Raw genomic sequence first — 17765 nt, 5'->3', positions numbered from 1 at the left:
ACTTCTTGCTCGTCCATCTATGAGTATAGAATCAGTTTTTGCTTAATAGATAGAGAAGAGAATCATGCCTGCTAAAAAATCAAACCGACCAAGTCCTGGAAAATCACTCGCAATAGGTAGGTCAGCCGAAATTTCGGAATATGGACCGAATAAGATCCTAAAACTATTTTTTAAAGAATTCCCAGTATCTGAAGTAGATACAGAATATTCTAATTCTGTAATCGCTTTCTCTTCCGGTGCTACTTCTATGAAATGTTATGAGAAGGTAAAGATAGGAGATAGACATGGATTGATTTTTGATAGACTGGATGGGATTTCTCTTACAAAACTTCCAGACAAAAATCCTTTAGCTCTTTTCAGTCTTTCTAAAATACTCGCGGACTTGCATCTGGATTTGCATAATAAACAAACCAAAAAGATGCAGGATATAAGATTGGAGGCCGTTAAAATCCTTTCCAGAGATCCGCTTTCTTTTTTGAGCAAAGAAGAAAAGAAGATCGCAAAACAATTTATAGAAAATTTGCCGAAAGGATCTTCCGTTTTACATATGGATTTTCATCCGGAGAATGTGATCGTTACAAAAGATTCTAATGTGATCATAGATTGGATGACTGCTTTAAAAGGAGAACCTGCTGCGGACGTCGCTTCCACTGTTTTTCTCTTTCAGGACGCAGAGCTTTGGCCAGGAACTCCATTCTTAAAAGTGATATTTTATAATATAGTTCGAAAGTTCATCTTAAAAGGTTATTTAAAAAGATATCTTTCTGTTTCAGGAATGGATTGGAAAGAAGTGGAAAGATGGAGGCTTCCTATATTAATTTTTCGTTTAGGACTATGGAATATAGAAAGTGAAAGACCGGCTCTCCAAAAAGAGATCAAAGAGATCATTTCTTCTTCTAAGGCAGGTAAATGAGTCCTCAAAAATTAGAAAGATTTATCGAAAACATAGGTGATGAAGCTTATTTTGATGTATTGATCATAGGTGGAGGGATCACCGGTTGTGCCTTGGCTTATGAAGTAGCAAGCAGGGGACTTTCTGTTGTATTGGTAGAAAAAGAAGATTTTGGTGGAGCAACATCATCTGCCACGGGAAAACTGATCCATGGTGGTCTCAGATATTTAAAACGTTTTGATCTTTCGTTAGTCAGAGAAGCGCTTAAAGAAAGAAGAATACTCTCTAATATTGCTCCAAACTTAGTCTATCCTTATCCAATGATTCTCCCAAATCCTGGTCTTTTGGAGAGAGTTGGTCTATTTGTATATGATCTACTTTCTTTTGATCGAAATCGGACCTGGGACAAATCTAAAAATATCCCTGCACATAAATTGCTTTCTAAGAAAGAGATCCAAAGTCGTGGCTTAGAAATGGATTCCGCGATCTATTTTTATGATTGTATTATGCCCAGTCCAGAAAGATTAACTTTGGCTTTTTTAAAATCAGCAGTCCAAGAAGGTGCATCAGTCTCCAATTATACAATAGCAGAAGAGCTCATATTTGATGGAGGCAGAGTTATTGGAGCGCTTGTTAGAGATACAATTCATAATAAAAACGTAAAATTAAAAGCTTCAGTAGTCGTGAATGCATCCGGTTCTTGGAGCCAGGAACTTCTGAATAGAACTAAAAAGATAAAAGTCCCTGTTCCTAAAACAAGATCAGAAGGGATCTATCTAATCACTAAAAAATACTTTGATACAATGGTGCTTCACGTAGGTAAAAAAGGTCATTTCAGTTTTGCTCCTTGGAGAGGTAAAAATATGATTGGGCCGACTGAAAAAGCATATTATGGCTCTGTAGAAGATTGGAAACTTTCTAAAGAAAGTATTTTAGAATTTCTGGAATATATCAATTCATCCGGCTTACTTTCTGAAAAATTAGAAGTCCAAGATATTGAGTTTGCTTATGGCGGGCTTCGGCCTCTGGCAGAATCTGGTGGAGAAGATAAAGAAACATATTCTGCATCCAGAAAATCAGAACTACAGGATCATTCTAAGGATAAAATAGAGGGGCTAATCAGTGCAGGTGGTGGGAAATATACCACTAGTCGTCATTTCGCAGAAAAGATATTTAAACTCATCCAAAAGAAATTATCTAAAAAAACAGGACCGAATGTTTCTGGAAAAAAATTCTTAAAAGGATGTGAGATCCCAAATATAGAATCTTATTTAGAAAATGCGAAATCTTCTCACTCTAATTTTCCAGAAAATACGATTGAGTATCTGGTCCGACATTATGGAACTGAATATGAACCTATTCTGGAATTAGCGAATTCTTCCAAACAATTATCAGAAGTATTAGATGATGATGGAGAATTAGCGGCTCAAGTTCTATATGCAATTCGTTTCGAAATGGCAATGACACTTTCCGATATTTTTCTCCGACGAACAGGTCTTGGGACTGTTGGACTTCCATCCGATGAGGTGCTTTCTAAAGTGGCTGAGGTTGCTGGAAAAGAATGGAATTGGTCTCTTGAAAAAAAATCGGAAGAGATCCAGAAACTAAAAAGAAGACTACAACTTCCAGTTTCTTTCTAATTTAGATCTTTCCCGATCGGGGAATTGCTGCATCAAAATCATAACAAACTCTATTTAAATCGAAAGAAACTACTCGTTTGAGGGATCCGGATTTTGCTTGTTTGGTAAATAAATTGCTTTGCAGCCGAATATAGTTCGTCTAAATTACTTATCGAATACCCGGATCTTCCCCTTGTTTAATAATATTAAGAATTTATTATATATTATCTGTTTCTCATTCTTTGCAAATTGTGGGGCCATTTCCACCGAGAACCCTTGTGATCCCTCAAGTAATGCTTTTTTGAACACTCAACTTATAAAATTCCTTCTAAACGATACGAGCTCCACCTGTACCGGAGTGGCCGGAAATTCCTGCAGTATTTTTAAGAACGGAGAAGCGGCTACAATCGTTATAGGCCAATCGGATTTTACGGACAACAGTTCTTTTGGAACAGCCCCTAATCAATTTCGATCGGTTTCCGGAGCCACAATGGACCGTCAAGGTGGTCTTTGGATAACGGATTCTTATGGCAGTCCGACTGATGCCAGAATCATGCATTTTCCCTCACCTTTGCAAACTAATGAGAGCGCAGACATTATACTTACTGCTTCCCCAATGGAGGCGAGACAAATCGCAATGGATTTAAGCGGTGGGATCTGGGTGGTTTCTGGAACTACTTCAACTGGGAACGCGGTTCTACATTTTGCTACTGGAATGAGTTCCGGAGATTCGTCTGATCTGATGCTTGGAACTGGAGCATCCTCCCGGACTATAAACACTCTGAGTAATCCATACGGGGTTGCGGTAGACCCAGGGGACAAAGTTTGGGTTACGGATTATTTTAATAATCGGGTCGTACGTTTTTCACCGTCATTTAGTTCAAGCCAGAATGCTGACCTGGTAATCGGCGCAGATGACTTCACGACATTGGGAGGCGGGACAGTATCGAATACTAGGTTTACCGGTCCCACCGGTATTGCAGCAGATTTAGCAGGAAATATCTGGGTCTCAGATTTTACAAATAATCGGGTTCTTCGATTTAGCCCTCCTTTTACTAATGGAATGCAAGCAAACATGGTTCTAGGGCAGCCTAACTTTTCTGCCTCAGCCGGAGGAGCAAGCCGTTTTGCCTTACAGGGCCCGAATGGAATTAGCATCGAGCCCAATGGGGCAGTTTGGGTAGCTGATTCGAATAACGGAAGAGCTGTCCGTTTCTCCCCTCCGTTTACGATTGGGCAAGGAGCAGATAGAATACTTGGTAAACCTGATTTTAATGCCGGTTTTGACGGCACTGCTAATGCAAAAAATACTGGAACTGTTGTTTCTGTGGCAGTTGCTCCTTGCGGCCTTTGGGTAACTGATTCTTTCAATAGGCGAGTCCTCTTTTTCCCTTAAACTTGGTTTTGGGTTTCCAGAACTGGAATTTTTCTAACTTCAGAAAGTATCCCTAAGGTTTCTTGGAATTTAGATTTTCCTAATGATTTAGTGAGTTTACTCTGTGCTTCTTCCCATAGTAGAATAGCATCTGCTAATTTAGATTCTCCCTTTTTAGTTAGGGAAAGATTTCTGATATTCCCGGCTTCTTTTTTTTCGATCCTGATCAGATTATCCCTTTTTAGGATCTCCAAACTTCTTTGTAGAGTAGTTCTATCTATATCAGTGAGCCTGGAAAGATCTGTGATACTACATTCTTCTTCATGTCCTATTCCTACTAGGATGCTAAATTGTGTGATCCTAAGTCCGGAAGGTTTAAGTATAAAATCATAATAGGAAGTAACTAATCTTGCAGTTCTTCTTAAACTTACGTTCAAGCAAGAAAGTCCTATTTTTTTGAGTTCTAAAGAGGAAGGTTTAGTTTTCATATCTTTTGTCCAAATGGTGTGTATGCACTATTCTTAGGTCAAGTGGAAAAGTGCTCTTTAATCTAGTCTATTGCCTTAAAACCGGGTATTCATTCGTTTGTTTGGATCTGTTCTCTTTTATTATGTGGTAAGCAGAATCTTTTTCTTCGAGAATACATTCATCTAAAAGAGATCTAAACGCTCTGCTCACTGATTCAGGAGTGGTTCCAATCAGAGAAGCTAATTGATTTTTTGTGATAGGAAGTGTTATAAATTTCTGAGAGGCTCCGCATTCTTTTAGAAAATTTAAGATCCTGTCTTTTACGGAGAGATATAGGTTCTCTACCAATTTTTTTCTAAAATAGTTGAGATGTTGGATTGTAACTGCTGAAAATAAATACAGTGCTTTTGTGTTTTCGAACAAGAAGGCCGTGAATTCTCTTTTAGGATAATAGACCAGTTCTCCATCTTTTAGCGCTTCGCAGAAAGCTGGGTAAAAACAAGGTTCATTTGGTTGAAAGATTGGATGAGAAGCTATCAATTCACCTGGATAAAATACTTTTAAGATGGCTTCCTTACCTTCTTGAGATAAAGAATACACTTTAAAGATACCGGATACGATCTCAAAAAAACCATCGTATGGGTCTCTTTCTCCGAAAACCACTTCGCCTTTTAGAATTTTTTTTCGAATACCGATGGATGAAAGTTCGTTAGGGAACTCATTTTGAATTTCGGTCCAATGGTCGCTCGCTTGAACACTTAACGTTTTAGCCATAACACTTGTTTTATGTTCGTTTTATGAAATAATTCAAGCCAAAAGAGTTCGAAAATTTTCTTAACCAAATTGATCTATATCAAGGAAATTTTTTGAGACATCACTGAAAATACTCCCGATTTCTAAATCACTGTTTCCCGCGAGCTCGCGGTTTTTTAAATATAAGGAAGAGGGTATGCTTACAAAATTTCAGGCGAAATTATTTTTCCTGGTTGGGACATTTTTATTTTCCGCAGTTTTCCTGCTTCTTACTTATGATTCTTTAAAATACGTTTATTCTTCTCCTTCTTCCAAAACCTTAAGTGAGGATGTAATTCGAGGCAAAGAACTTTGGGAAAAGAATAATTGTATGGGATGTCATACAATCTTGGGAGAAGGAGCGTATTACGCACCTGAATTAACCAAGGTTTATGAAAGAAGAGGTCCTGAATGGATCCGTGTTTTCTTAAAGGATCCACAAGCTATGTATCCTGGAGAAAGAAAAATGGTGAAATACGATTTTTCTGAATCTCAGATCTCGGATATCATCGCATTCTTAAAATGGAATGGAGAGCTGGATCTGAAAGGATTTCCCCCTAAGCCAGAATACAAATCTTCTACCCAACTAGTAGATGTTACGTCGGCCGCTATTGTTCAACCCGAAAAGTTTAAACAGATCTGCACTGCCTGTCATTCTGTTGGAGGTGCTGGAGGAAATGTTGGCCCAGCATTGGACTCAGTCGGGAAAAAATATGATATCGCATATCTACAAAATTGGCTGAGAGATCCACAAAAGATCAAACCTGGAACTGCAATGCCTAAACTTCCTCTAAGTGATGGTGAGATCAAAGATATATCCTCATATCTCTCTCAATTGAAATAAACAAATAGGATTAGAATATAACGGTTTCTTTATGAAATATAAATCTCAAAAAATTGCATATTGGTTTTTTGCTACCTGCATGCTCTTATTATCTTTGCAGATAATTTATGGATTCGTGATGGGGTTTGCTAGAATGGGATTCGATGTTTTGCATGATTGGATCCCATTCAATGCAGCCAGGGCAACTCATACTAATTTATTGGTGGTTTGGTTACTCACAGGTTTTATGGGGGCTGCTCATTATATTATTCCAGACGAATCTGATAGAGAGATCTATTCCGAAAAACTTGCTTATATTCAGCTGATCTCTCTGATATTGGTCGGAGTTGTATCCATTATTGGATTCCATTTTAATTTCTGGGAAGGCAGAAAGTTTTTAGAAATTCCTCGTCCTTTGGATTATCTAGTAGTGGTTAACGTTCTATTATTCCTTTTTAATATAGGAATGACTGTTTGGAAAGGAAAAAGATATACTACAACTGCTCTTGTTTTATACTTTGGTCTTTTTTCCGCCGCACTTTTATATCTTCCGGGAATGATCCAATTCAATAGCCAAACAGTGGATTCTTATTTCCGTTGGTGGGTAGTCCATCTTTGGGTAGAAGGAGTTTGGGAATTGATCATGGGAGGGATACTTTCTTTCCTTCTCATCAAACTCACCGGCGTGGACAGAGAAGTTATCGAGAAATGGTTGTATGTGATTGTAGGATTAACATTTTTATCCGGGATCTTGGGAACAGGCCACCATTATTATTATATTGGAGTTCCTGAATATTGGAAATGGGTAGGTGGATTTTTCTCTATGTTAGAGCCTCTCGCATTCCTTGCAATGGCAATGTTTGCAATCTCCATGTATAGAAAAAGCGGAAGAAACCATCCGAATACAATCGCACTTTTTTGGACTATCGGAAGTGCGGTCATGTCTTTTGTGGGGGCTGGATTTTTAGGATTTGCTCATACTCTTCCTCAGGTGAATTTATATACTCATGGGACATTAATAACTGCTATGCATGGACATCTCGCTTTCTGGGGAGCCTATGCAATGATCGTCTTTGCTATCTTAACATACGCGATGCCTTTACTTACAGGCAGAAAACTTTGGAATAATCCAACAGGACTTTTTGCATTCTGGGCTTCTAATATTGGGATGTTAGGAATGACTGGAGCTTTTGCGGTGGCGGGTATTGCGCAGGTTTACTTGGAAAGAAAGCTTGGACTAGACTTCTTAACTGTTCAGAAGGAGATCCAAGTTCATTTCTTAGGTTTGGTACTTGCGGCACTTGTGTTTACTTCAGGGATTGCCGCGTTTATTATAAACTTCATACGTTTTGGAACTCCTACAGACGAGGCTTTGGGTGCGGAACAATCTTCAGGAGATATTTCTCTTGCCCGCAGATCCTAAGATAGATCATAAAAATGGAATGTTAGCGCAAGCTGACATTCCTTATTATAAACCAATTGGGCAAGAAATAGAAATATTCGAACACGCGTATAAGAATAAACTTCCTATCTTGCTCAAAGGCCCTACTGGTTGTGGCAAAACCCGATTTGTAGAATTTATGGCTTCTAAATTAGGTCTTCCAATGACAAGTGTATCTTGTCATGAGGAAACTTCTGCAGTAGATCTGCTGGGAAGATTTTTGATCCAAGGTTCGGAAACCGTCTGGCAGGATGGACCTTTGACTTTAAGTGTAAGATCAGGTGGAATATTATATATAGATGAAATTGCTGAAGCAAGACCCGATACTATTGTTTCTATCCATCCTTTAACGGATCATAGAAGAGAAATTTTTATAGATAGAAAGAATGAAAATTTAAAGGCTCCAGATTCTTTCGTTTTAGTAGCTTCTTATAATCCTGGTTACCAAAGAGGTTGGAAGGAATTAAAACCTTCTACAAGGCAAAGATTTATATCTATTCAATTTGATTATCCGGATAAGGAAACAGAAGCGGAGATATTGAGTAAGGAAACTGGAGTTTCTTCTTTAGTCGCTTCTAAACTTGTAAAAATTGCGGAAAAGATCCGAAATCTTACGGAGTTAGGATTATTAGAATCTTGTTCCACTAGATTACTTGTAGATGCTTCAAAATTAATTTCTACAGGTTTACCTTCACGTTTGTCTTGTGAAGTTGCAATTGTACAACCATTAAGTGATGATCCAGAAACGATCCGTTCTTTAAAAGATCTGGTCTCTTTGATGATCTGATATGGGTTGGGAAGAATTTGTATTCAAAAAAACCTATAATACTGTAAGAGAAATTTTCTCTTATAAAAAAGATCCATCCTTAAAAGATAAAATAGTAAAACTATCAGAACTTAAGCCGAGAATCTTACTTTTGGCAAAATCCTTAACGGGAGAAAATATAGAAATATTCCCTGCGGAAAAAGAAGGAGGATTCCAGGACCAAATCTACTTTTTGCCTCCATTCTATTCGAATGGACCGGATATTGACGCCAATATTCAATTTTATATATTCAGAATACTTTATATTACTGAACAAAGAAGATTAGGGTTCTGCTGGAAAAAGGGAGAAAATAAGAGCAGGGAACAATCCTTAAAAGCTGCGGAGCGCACATATCCTCAGGTTCTCGCAAGCTTGGGAAAAAATTATCCAGATGCAAAACTTCTTTTTAGATCTGTAATAGAAAATGAGAGAGAATTCCAAAAATCTAAAATAAAAAATAAGAACATTTCTGAGGATCTTTCTATGCTGCATGGAATTTGGATGTCTTCTTATTTATCTAAACTCAAAAGTTCTATCTCTTCTCAAGAATTATATTCCCAAAAGAATGAAAATGATAAGATTGAAACAGAATTAGAAGGTATTGCTCGGGAAAGAATAGAAACAATCCAAGCGGATCTGAAATCACAAGAAGATTATACTTTAATACATCAATTCGAAAAGGTAGAAACTGCAGAAGAATTCCAAGGAAATTGGCGAGACTTTGATGGATCCGATACTTTATCGGAACAAGAAGAGGCGATCCGAGAATTGGATCTTAGGCATACAGTTCGTTCCAATGAGCCTACACATTCTATTTTTAGGACTGATTTTTTCTCCGGATTATTTGCAGGAGAAGTAGATAATGATCGTTCAGAAGAAGATCCAATTTCTTACGATGAATGGGACTTTAAAAAAAGGATATATAGAAAAGATCATTGTAAGGTATTTCCTAAAAGATTTCCAGATGGCAATTACGGATTTACTCAAAAAATCTTAGAGGAAAATTGCAGGACATTAAATTCACTTCGATCTAGGATGAATCGATTCTTTAATCTTAAAACTTCTCTCAAAAAACAACCTTACGGAGAAGATTTGGATCTGGATGCAGCTCTACAATATTTTTCGGATCTGTCTTGTGGACAAACTCCTAGTGAAAATGTATATTTATCAGATAAAAAGAGACTAAGGGAAGTTTCTATACTTCTACTTGCTGATATGAGTTTGTCTACGGATTCTTATGTGGATAACCAAAGGATCTTAGATGTGGAAAAAACATCTTTAGTATTATTCGGGCAGATCTGTTCTGAATTTGGGGATCGTTTTAGGATAGATTCATTTTATTCAAATACCAGAAACCATTGCGATTATTCTAATATTAAAAGATTTGATGAACCTTGGGAAAGATCCAGAGACAAGATCGGACTCATGGAAGCAAAAGGATATACAAGAATAGGACCCGCGATCAGGCATTCTCTTTCTTTGATGCAAGAGGAGAAGAGCCAAAAACGTTGGATACTTCTTCTGACGGATGGCAAGCCGAATGATTATGATCGTTACGAAGGGAAATATGGAATAGAAGATGTCAAAAAAGCGATCAAAGAATGTGAAAGATCGAACGTGGGAGTGTTTGCACTTGCAATAGATAAAAGTGCGAAACAATATCTTCCCGCTATGATCGGGAAAGAATCTTACAGGATCCTGCCAAATCCAAAAGAATTACCAGAAGCTCTTACTGATTTTTTTATTAAACTAATCCGTTAAGCCTGGAAAATCTTTTATTGTATTAGGAAAAATTTATATATAGACTGGAGTAAATTGTGAAAAAAATTCCTTTAGGATTGATCTCTTTTGTGTTATGGGCAATCTCTGCCTCTGTTTTTCTGTATTTTTTCTTCTCCGGAAATGTTTCAGAGTCGATAGACGGAAGGATTGCGATCCACTTAAATCCTCAAGAAAAAAATTTAGTTTTAACTGAGATGAGGGGATTGCTTACTTCCGTAAACGGGATTGTTTCTGCATTAGCAGAGGATGATTATAGAAGGGCAGAATTAGCAGCTTCTGCGAGCGGAATGGAGATGGTAAAAAAACTGGAAGATGAGGAAAAGACGATCCTTCTAAAATTACCGATCGAATTCAAACAATTGGGATTTGGCACTCATGGCCAATTCGATAAGATCGCAGAAGATCTAAGACAAAAGAAAGATACAAAATTGATTCTAAAAGAATTAGATAAACTCACTCAAAATTGTGTTAGATGTCACGCTACGTATAAAATCGCATTTTAGGATCGAAGAAAGACCAACTAAAAACCGGAAGATTTACCTCTCCCGATTTTAGATGATAGTCTTTATTTAATTATTAACGAACCGCTTTCATGAGTTCTACTAATTGGTCTAGAGCTGCGTTCCAACCGTCGTGGAAACCCATATCTTCATGTTTTTTTCTAGTCTCTTCGTCTTTATGACGAGCAAGAACATGATACTTAGTTCCATTACCATGTTTTTCTAATGTAAGTATCGCAGTAAAAAATCCGCCACTTTCAGTGGGTTTAAAACCTGGTTCGAAAATATCAGTGAATACAAGTCTTTCATTTTCAACGATGTCTAAAAAACATCCGCTATTGGGGAACTCTTGTCCTTCTGGAGACAACATTGTTGTGCGGAAGATCCCGCCAGGCTTAAGATCGATCTCACAATCAATAGTTTTCCAAGGGGCAGGGGTAAACCATTTCAAGATATGTTCCGGAGTGGTCCATGCTTTCCAAACTAGTTCTGTAGGAACATCTACGATCCTCTCAAGAACTAAATCTGTTTTTGGGTCCGGTTGGTAATAATTAGTTTTTGCCATTTTCTTTCTCCTTCATTTCAAGTAAGTAACTGTCCAGTTGATCTAACCTTTTGTCCCAATGGGTGCGTTGTCTGACGAACCAGTCTTCTCCTGTTTTCATGCTGTCCTGGGTAAGGTTATAAATTCGTACTCGACCCACTTTTTGGGACCGAACCAAAGAACAATCTTCCAACACACCAAGATGTTGCATTAGAGATGGAAGGGCCATATGGAATGGCTCCGCCAGTTCTCCTACGCTTGCTGATCCCATGCTCAAACGTTCTAAAATGGACCTTCTTGTAGGGTCTCCGAGAGCGTGGAACAGATTATCCAGACTGTTACTATACTTAGGCACCTACCTAACTATAGCATAAGAATAAACTTAGGTAAATACCTAAGTTTATAAAAAGTGGAGATTTGGGGAAAAAAGTTGAGAAATGTCGAAGTTACTACATTTGCAGATCTCTGCGTCTTCGCGGCTCTGCGTGAGATTATTGCAGCTTACGCCAGGAATCGAAGCGGAAATCCGGTGGTGCGCCGTTTATGGCGAACCGCTGATTGGAGCGGAGAGTCCGGTGCCGCGAAGCGGCAGGCGCCCAAACTTTCAAAAATTGAAATCTATGATTTAAAAGGAAAATCTCCCAGATAATCTTTCTTACCGAGTTCGACTCCGTTATGTCTGAGAATATCATAAGCAGTTACGATATGAAAGAAGAAGTTTGGGATCATATGATGAAGAGCATATTCTTTTCCGGTCAGGGATTTGCCTTCCCAACGAGGTAGAGAAATTGTCCGATCAGAAGCTTCTTTATAATCTTCTGGTTTCAGGCCTTTCAGAATTCCAACGACCGAATCGATCCTGTCGGTTATTTCAGAAAGAGTTTTTTCCTGATCATCATGAGTTTGGAATTGTTTTCCGGTTAAGCGGGCTGCTCCTAATTTTGCAGTATCGCAGGCCAATTGGATCTGGCGGATGAAATTATACTGATCCGGAGCGAGTCTTGAATTTAACAAAACATCTATATCGATCTTTTTGGATTCGGCGAAACTTTTGCCCTTATCTATAAATCGTTTTAGGAGCTCTAGGTTTTTGATTACTTGTGTTACTGTGATTTCGTAAATCGAAATGTCTGACATACTTCCATGGAAAGCTCAGATAAGGATCGATCAAGCCTTAAAAACAATTTGCATCTGATTCTATTGCGCCAATCGAAATGGCACCAGCTCCCGGAGGAGTAAATGGGCTGTTAGAATTTGTCCTTGGACTTCCATAAAAATCAATTTGAATAAATGGGATTGCTGTGATCGGAAGTGTAATAGTATTTAGATCCACTCCACCAAAAAGAGAAGAACATGGAGAATTTGCAGATGATGGAATTCCAAAAGGAAGATTAAAATTCCAAATTTTTTCTATATCTATTGTATCTACAAATTTAGGATCTGCACCGTAACTATTCGAAAAATCTCCTACGGATTGTCCAGAAATTGGATGAGCACAATCTTCTTGGTTTAATGTTGTTCCGCAGAAGATATATTGGTCGAAACCTATGACCACTGGAACACTTACAAAATAATTATTTCCTCTTATGATGGAAGGTGTCTCAGGAGGACTTCCAAAAATAATCCCAGCGCTATTTGCGGATAAATTTCTGGAGAAAATTTGGTTATTTAGAATTTTATGAACTCCGAATCCTGCCTGAGTAAATATCCCTGTAGATTTTCCAAGAGAAGAATTTGTAGAATTACCTATATAAATATCATTATTTATAATATTACTAGAATCTACTGCATCCGTAAAAACGATCCCATAGGAATTTTCAGAAATTAAACTTGGATTTAAATATTGATACGCATTGATCTTGTTTTCAGAAATGATCGCACCTTCGAAAATCCCTGTTTCAATCCAAATTCCTGCACTGAATCCTGCAGGTTCTATACTAACCAGTCCATCTAAAATATTCCTGGAAAGTATGATAGGTTGTGCGGCTGAACCGGCTCCTTCTAACATTGCTCCTATTGAATGAGATCTTCCTGAACCTCCTCTCAACCAATTTTCTGTCACTATAACATTATCCGATAGATTGATAACTAATCCCGCCCGAATGCCGAAACCATTTGAGTTTGTTTCATTTCCAAAGACCATATTTTTAGAAATAATGATCTGTCCTAGATTGGTCCTTGAGTTTAAAACTTGGATCCCAGTAGAATAATCCCCAATTTGATTCATTTGTATTTGGAATCCACTCACTGAAAGGTTTGTAGTGGGCAAACTTAAAGAAGTAGTAGAGATCAAAATTGTATTACAAAAATTTGTGAAGGAAGTCCCACAACTGGAAAGTGAATCATCTATAATTCTTGTAGGATGAATATTTGGGTCCGAATCCAGATCCGGAAAACCTGAAGCAAATCCACCGAATAAGGAAGTAGTTCCACCTAAGAAAATTTGGGAAAGAGGAGTATAACTTCCTTCTGCAACAAAAACAGAGCAGATAGATCCGCTTAAATCACATTCTTGGACACCTTTTTCTATACTTCTGCAGAAAGCGCTCGGGCCAGAACCTGTTCCGCATCCTGGATCATCTATTCCATTACTTTCATCTACCAAACGAATATTGGAAGAAGTTACAAAATCGTAATGGATTGGATTTCCATTTTGGACGGGTAAACTTTTTGCAGTACACCCGACTAATTCAAAGAAAGAATTTCCAGGAGGTCCCCATTTGTCTGGAGAATTCGGAGTGATTACAATCGTATGATCACTAGGTGCGGAAGGATAAGTAATACTAGGCGGATTTCCTAGAGAAGCCACATTATTTTTTCCAGCAATAGTGATTGGATCGAAACTGCAGCTTCCCGGGTCCACTCCGTGAAAGGATAGTTTAATAGAAATATTTCCATTCGGAGTGAGTATCTTAGATTTAGGAAAAATTTCTAAAACGGAAATACAATCCAGTAGTAATGTGAGAGGTGCTCCAGACATGTTCCCGGTTTCCGATCCGTTTGGAATAAAACTACAAGAATGTCCTGTCGGAATAGAAATGAAACTAACAGAATAATTCGCAGAATCTCCCACCTTATGTGCGAATGTTTTTGTCCCATCCGCAGCAAAAGTAATTTTGTCAGACTGATTCTGCAAAACTAAGGGAGAAGTCCCTGCAACAGAAGGATCCAGACCTATCACTTTTACGGATAGATCATAGAATATTTTTCCACAACTTATGAAAATTACAGTCTTTGGATATAGGATCGGTCCTTCTGAATTGCTGATCTTACATTCCTGTTGAGAAGAAGCTCCAGATATTCCTATTATAGAAACTGAATATTCCTTTCCTATTCTAACAAGAGTAGGGAATTGTTGAGTCCCATTACTCGGAAAATCTAAGGTTTCTCCCAATAGATTGGAAACAGTAAGAGTTCCTGAACTTAAGCCTGAAACTTGGACAAAAACTTTGATCGGAGTATTGAATGCATCCAGATCTGTTTTTAGGCTGAAAAGATCTAAAAGTGTAGATGCTTGTGGTGGTTTATAGCAATAAATATTTGATAAAAAGAAGAAGAAAAAAAATAGGACCCTGTAAGAGTAATATTTCATTTTTCTTAACTAGGGTCCGGTTGAAGTTTACTGGATGGAAGTCTGGGCTGGAAAATCCACAGAATTCCCTGGAGAAGAGATTTTGATCGGGTAGAACGTATGAGTGCTTCCATCAAAATTAGGATCGAAAATATAAACTCCGTCTCCTAATGCGCCTGCACTAGTATAACATCTGGAAGTTCTGCAAGTAGTGGAACTTCCCATTGTAATGTTCATGCCAAGCATACTTCCGGAATAATTTGTAATAGTTCCTAAAGCACCGCTCGTTGAATTTAAAGGTCCATGATATACATCAAAGAATGAGGAACCGCTTTGGGTACATCTAAGATCATAGCCTAGCAAAACTCTTGAGCCTATATTTCCTGGAGAAGGTACATAGGTTTGGAAACCTGTGCCGTTTGGATTACAGCCATTCGGGACTGTGTCCCTTCTGATTTGAGTAGGAACTCCGGATAAATTTCTCCATTCCATTAAGCTGGAATCAATTGTGTTGTCTACAGTGCCCATATTGGATCTATTATAAAAAAGCCATACATCTGAAGACGTTCTTACAAATTTTGGATAAGCCGCACCTGCGGAACTTACCGGGAAGATTGCTCCAGTGGAACCGCTTCCGGAAGATAAGAACAATTGATTTACTTGAGTTGCAGCACCATTTGTAAAACTATATACTGATAAGTAATTATTAGGAGCATCATCCGTATCATTATCATGAAATTCGAATGCAGTTACATATTTACTTCCGTTCCAAATTACATCTGAATATCCGAAAGTGGACCCTATTGTTCCAAGAACTGATTTAATGGTTGTAGGAGTTCCAATCAAGGTTCCATCCGGATGAATGCGGACATATCTCACTAAATTCGAGAAAGAAGTACTTCCTCCGAATTCTACAAATACGACAACGAATTCATCTAGGTCCGAATTATATGCAGCAGATAATGTGCTGAACTTTGCTCCTGATCCGGTAGAAACTACTCCAGCTACTGTAATATCTGAACCTATAGCAATTTGTTCTATATCCAATAATCTAGCTTTGATCGTATTTCCTGTGGAAGTCCAAACCGCTAGGTATTTGCTTCCAGACCAAACTAGATCCAGCATAGGTAGTCCTGCACTGGTGCCGAAAAACATAGGAGCTCCTACCACTGTAGAAGTCTTTTGATTTACCTGATATAGATTCATGACCGGAGTGCTTCCTGAAAACCAGTTCCCGAAAACAGCTAAGTTCCTTTCACAGTCGATTTTAGATGCAGCTGTTAAACCGACTTTTCCGGAATCTCCTGTTAGAGTGCAATTTTGTCCTCCAGTATAAGTTCCAAGATCTACAGTAAAATTTGTTCCCGCATCTAAAGAGTCAGGAAAGGAGAAGGTCCCGTTATTCGAAATCTGTAATGTTTGTGTCTCAGAAGTATCAGTATTTGTTAAGGTCAGATTCATCTCATTACCTGACTTATTCATGTATCCGATAATATTAACTTTAACAAGAGAAGGCCCAGAAGTATTGCTACCGAAAACTCCTATGTTTCCGTCGAATGCAATTGCGCCTATCGCGGAGGAGCTTGCGTCTATACTCACTGCTTTTGCGTTATTACACCCAGTGAAAAGAAGTACGATCAAGAGTAAGAAGGTCACAACTAGGGCAGCTTTTAGGAGAATGTCTTGGACTTCCTCGTCTTTCAGAAATTTTTGCATGTCTTAACTCCCTCGTGTAACTCTCACTGTTTTAGGGTTGGCTTCTAAAAAACAGACAAGTCGTTCCGTTTAATTTGAGAGGAAAAGCCGGTTTGGAAGCGATCTGGGAATGAACGCTACTGATTCCGGAATGGGGGTGCAGTTAAGAAATCGTCTGCATTTTTTTTCTAAAAATATCCGTTCAACTCTATTAGAAAAGCGTGAGGATTGAAGTTACTTCCCCTATAATTTGGGATCTGATAGCCAAAAGAGATGGAATATTCTTCGCTTAGATTATGAGAAAAACCGCAGACAGAAACTCCTAGAGAATTTACTCCAGAGATACTATCGCATAAAAAATCCAAACGATTCGGAATGATCTCTACACTGAGTCCGTACATAAACCCGCTTAACTGGACGCCAGGTTCTGGACTCGGAAGCAGTTTTTGTTTATATCTTCCAAAGAACGCGTTATTTCCCATATAGGCTCCTAAATAAAATTTAGCGCCCAAACTTTTGAGCTCGTAAGAGCCCATTCCAAAATTGAAACTCGCAAAACTAGAATCGGAAACTGTTTGGCCGAGGCTAACACCTGACTTTGTTCCGAAACTGAATGCTAAGGATTCAGAAGCTTCAATCTTCTTCTGATAAATTAAGAGTAAGTTAGGAGAAACATAGGCTTCAGGATACAAAATGTTTGTAGTTGGGTAATTTCCAGTTTGAGGAGAGTAAGTTTGTAAAAAATAATTTCCAGCATACAATCCGATCTCTTGGTTATCCCCGAGTCCATACATGTAGGTTGTATCAAACTGTGTTCTATCAGAATAAAATATGACCTGTTCTTGTACAAAATTCCTATCTTTTCCTGTGATTTTCATGTCAGGCACATTGAATAGATCCTGCTGGGAGAATAAAAACCCAGAGGGAAGTAAGAATAGTTTAAAATATATGAGTACCCTTTTGAAAGAAGGGAAAATTTTTTGACCCAAATAGAATTCCTTTGATCCATAAATATATGGATATTCTTAAAATATGAGAATATCTAGAATTTATAATATTCTTCGCACTGGGCGAAGAGCCGGATTAAGAAAGAATAGGTGGGGGCCTTGCAAATAAATAAGTTTCTAATTCAAAAGAACGAAGATACGTTCTGGAATATACAATTAAGCAGATTGAAAAAGTTCTTTTAAGATCTCCCAAAGAAGAAGGATCTTTTTTGTTCTTATCCTTTTGGTGATAGTCCTCATTTTGGTCGAATTGTGCAAAATGATTAGAAGAAAATCTTAGTTTAGATTTTTGAGAAGGAAGTCTGAAATTAGAAGAATGATTTCTTTTATAAAGGAGGTAGTTTTGATAAGCAGTTTCTTCGTAATCGTTTGGCGCAGTCAGAAAGAATGCTACCAAGGCCAGTATGAATATATTCAAACGAGGCATTCAAAGAAACCTAAGGACAGTTT

General features: G+C 38.0%; 18 protein-coding genes. 8 read left to right on the top strand and 10 right to left on the bottom strand.

What is annotated here, in order from left to right; translation table 11 throughout:
* Positions 1 to 64 precede the first annotated feature (64 nt).
* Positions 65 to 913 carry a phosphotransferase family protein gene (locus EHQ52_RS02600; RefSeq protein WP_135613725.1) on the top strand — a complete coding sequence of 283 codons (849 nt, stop codon included), beginning with the start codon at positions 65 to 67 and terminating at the stop codon, positions 911 to 913.
* Complete coding sequence (locus EHQ52_RS02595) at positions 910 to 2532, top strand: glycerol-3-phosphate dehydrogenase/oxidase (protein ID WP_135613724.1); 1623 nt, start codon at positions 910 to 912, stop codon at positions 2530 to 2532. Before EHQ52_RS02600 ends, EHQ52_RS02595 begins: the two co-directional genes overlap by 4 nt.
* A gap of 307 nt (positions 2533 to 2839) precedes the next feature.
* Here the strand turns inward: EHQ52_RS02595 and EHQ52_RS20215 are convergent, their stop codons facing one another.
* Entirely contained in the window at positions 2840 to 2977 is a 138-nt protein-coding gene (locus tag EHQ52_RS20215) for a hypothetical protein (RefSeq protein ID WP_244244768.1), read from the bottom strand.
* Positions 2978 to 3001: 24 nt separating this feature from the next.
* On the opposite strand from EHQ52_RS20215, the gene EHQ52_RS02590 reads away from it, so the two are divergent.
* Positions 3002 to 3907: an NHL repeat-containing protein gene (locus EHQ52_RS02590; RefSeq protein ID WP_244244767.1), complete on the top strand. Its 906-nt coding sequence runs from the start codon at positions 3002 to 3004 to the stop codon at positions 3905 to 3907.
* Here EHQ52_RS02590 and EHQ52_RS02585 read toward each other — a convergent pair.
* Both EHQ52_RS02585 and EHQ52_RS02580 read right to left on the bottom strand, forming a co-directional pair.
* Positions 3904 to 4374 carry a MarR family winged helix-turn-helix transcriptional regulator gene (locus tag EHQ52_RS02585; protein WP_135613722.1) on the bottom strand — a complete coding sequence of 157 codons (471 nt, stop codon included), beginning with the start codon at positions 4372 to 4374 and terminating at the stop codon, positions 3904 to 3906. The two genes, EHQ52_RS02590 and EHQ52_RS02585, sit on opposite strands and share 4 nt — an antisense overlap.
* A 67-nt stretch (positions 4375 to 4441) precedes the next feature.
* Entirely contained in the window at positions 4442 to 5128 is a 687-nt protein-coding gene (locus EHQ52_RS02580) for a Crp/Fnr family transcriptional regulator (protein WP_135613721.1), read from the bottom strand.
* Positions 5129 to 5303: 175 nt separating this feature from the next.
* Here EHQ52_RS02580 and EHQ52_RS02575 point away from each other — a divergent pair, with 175 nt between their 5' ends.
* From EHQ52_RS02575 to EHQ52_RS02555, 5 genes are read left to right on the top strand one after another with little or no spacing between them, the layout of a single operon-like run.
* Positions 5304 to 5990 (top strand): c-type cytochrome, encoded by a 687-nt coding sequence (locus EHQ52_RS02575; protein ID WP_135613720.1) that lies wholly within the window; start codon positions 5304 to 5306, stop codon positions 5988 to 5990.
* 31 nt (positions 5991 to 6021) lie between these two features.
* Positions 6022 to 7392, top strand: a complete 1371-nt coding sequence (locus EHQ52_RS02570) for a cbb3-type cytochrome c oxidase subunit I (RefSeq protein ID WP_135613719.1) — start codon at positions 6022 to 6024, stop codon at positions 7390 to 7392.
* Positions 7376 to 8197 (top strand): CbbQ/NirQ/NorQ/GpvN family protein, encoded by an 822-nt coding sequence (locus tag EHQ52_RS02565; protein WP_135613718.1) that lies wholly within the window; start codon positions 7376 to 7378, stop codon positions 8195 to 8197. The genes EHQ52_RS02570 and EHQ52_RS02565 overlap by 17 nt, the downstream gene beginning before the upstream one ends.
* Before the next feature lies 1 nt (position 8198).
* Complete coding sequence (locus tag EHQ52_RS02560; RefSeq protein ID WP_135613717.1) at positions 8199 to 9977, top strand: nitric oxide reductase activation protein NorD; 1779 nt, start codon at positions 8199 to 8201, stop codon at positions 9975 to 9977.
* Positions 9978 to 10033: 56 nt separating this feature from the next.
* Positions 10034 to 10501 (top strand): hypothetical protein, encoded by a 468-nt coding sequence (locus EHQ52_RS02555; protein WP_135613716.1) that lies wholly within the window; start codon positions 10034 to 10036, stop codon positions 10499 to 10501.
* 73 nt (positions 10502 to 10574) lie between these two features.
* On the opposite strand, the gene EHQ52_RS02550 is transcribed toward EHQ52_RS02555, so the two are convergent.
* The 7 genes from EHQ52_RS02550 to EHQ52_RS02520 all read right to left on the bottom strand — a co-directional run bounded on the left by EHQ52_RS02550 (position 10575) and on the right by EHQ52_RS02520 (position 17742).
* Positions 10575 to 11063: an SRPBCC family protein gene (locus EHQ52_RS02550; RefSeq protein ID WP_135613715.1), complete on the bottom strand. Its 489-nt coding sequence runs from the start codon at positions 11061 to 11063 to the stop codon at positions 10575 to 10577.
* Positions 11050 to 11397: an ArsR/SmtB family transcription factor gene (locus EHQ52_RS02545; protein WP_135613714.1), complete on the bottom strand. Its 348-nt coding sequence runs from the start codon at positions 11395 to 11397 to the stop codon at positions 11050 to 11052. Before EHQ52_RS02545 ends, EHQ52_RS02550 begins: the two co-directional genes overlap by 14 nt.
* A gap of 263 nt (positions 11398 to 11660) precedes the next feature.
* Positions 11661 to 12179: a DUF1993 domain-containing protein gene (locus EHQ52_RS02540; RefSeq protein WP_135613713.1), complete on the bottom strand. Its 519-nt coding sequence runs from the start codon at positions 12177 to 12179 to the stop codon at positions 11661 to 11663.
* A gap of 37 nt (positions 12180 to 12216) precedes the next feature.
* The gene (locus EHQ52_RS02535; RefSeq protein WP_135613712.1) at positions 12217 to 14634 is read right to left on the bottom strand and encodes a hypothetical protein; all 2418 of its coding nucleotides are present in this window, start codon (positions 14632 to 14634) and stop codon (positions 12217 to 12219) included.
* Positions 14635 to 14661: 27 nt separating this feature from the next.
* Positions 14662 to 16329, bottom strand: a complete 1668-nt coding sequence (locus EHQ52_RS02530; protein ID WP_135613711.1) for a hypothetical protein — start codon at positions 16327 to 16329, stop codon at positions 14662 to 14664.
* A gap of 167 nt (positions 16330 to 16496) precedes the next feature.
* Positions 16497 to 17297: a hypothetical protein gene (locus EHQ52_RS02525; protein ID WP_135613710.1), complete on the bottom strand. Its 801-nt coding sequence runs from the start codon at positions 17295 to 17297 to the stop codon at positions 16497 to 16499.
* Between the two features lie 94 nt (positions 17298 to 17391).
* Positions 17392 to 17742: a hypothetical protein gene (locus tag EHQ52_RS02520; RefSeq protein ID WP_135613709.1), complete on the bottom strand. Its 351-nt coding sequence runs from the start codon at positions 17740 to 17742 to the stop codon at positions 17392 to 17394.
* Between the last annotated feature and the right edge of the window lie 23 nt (positions 17743 to 17765).

This window comes from Leptospira koniambonensis (assembly GCF_004769555.1).
Classification (GTDB): domain Bacteria; phylum Spirochaetota; class Leptospiria; order Leptospirales; family Leptospiraceae; genus Leptospira_B; species Leptospira_B koniambonensis.
The sequence above is the reverse complement of the archived record's forward strand: the minus strand, read 5'-3'. Positions and strand labels throughout refer to the sequence as shown.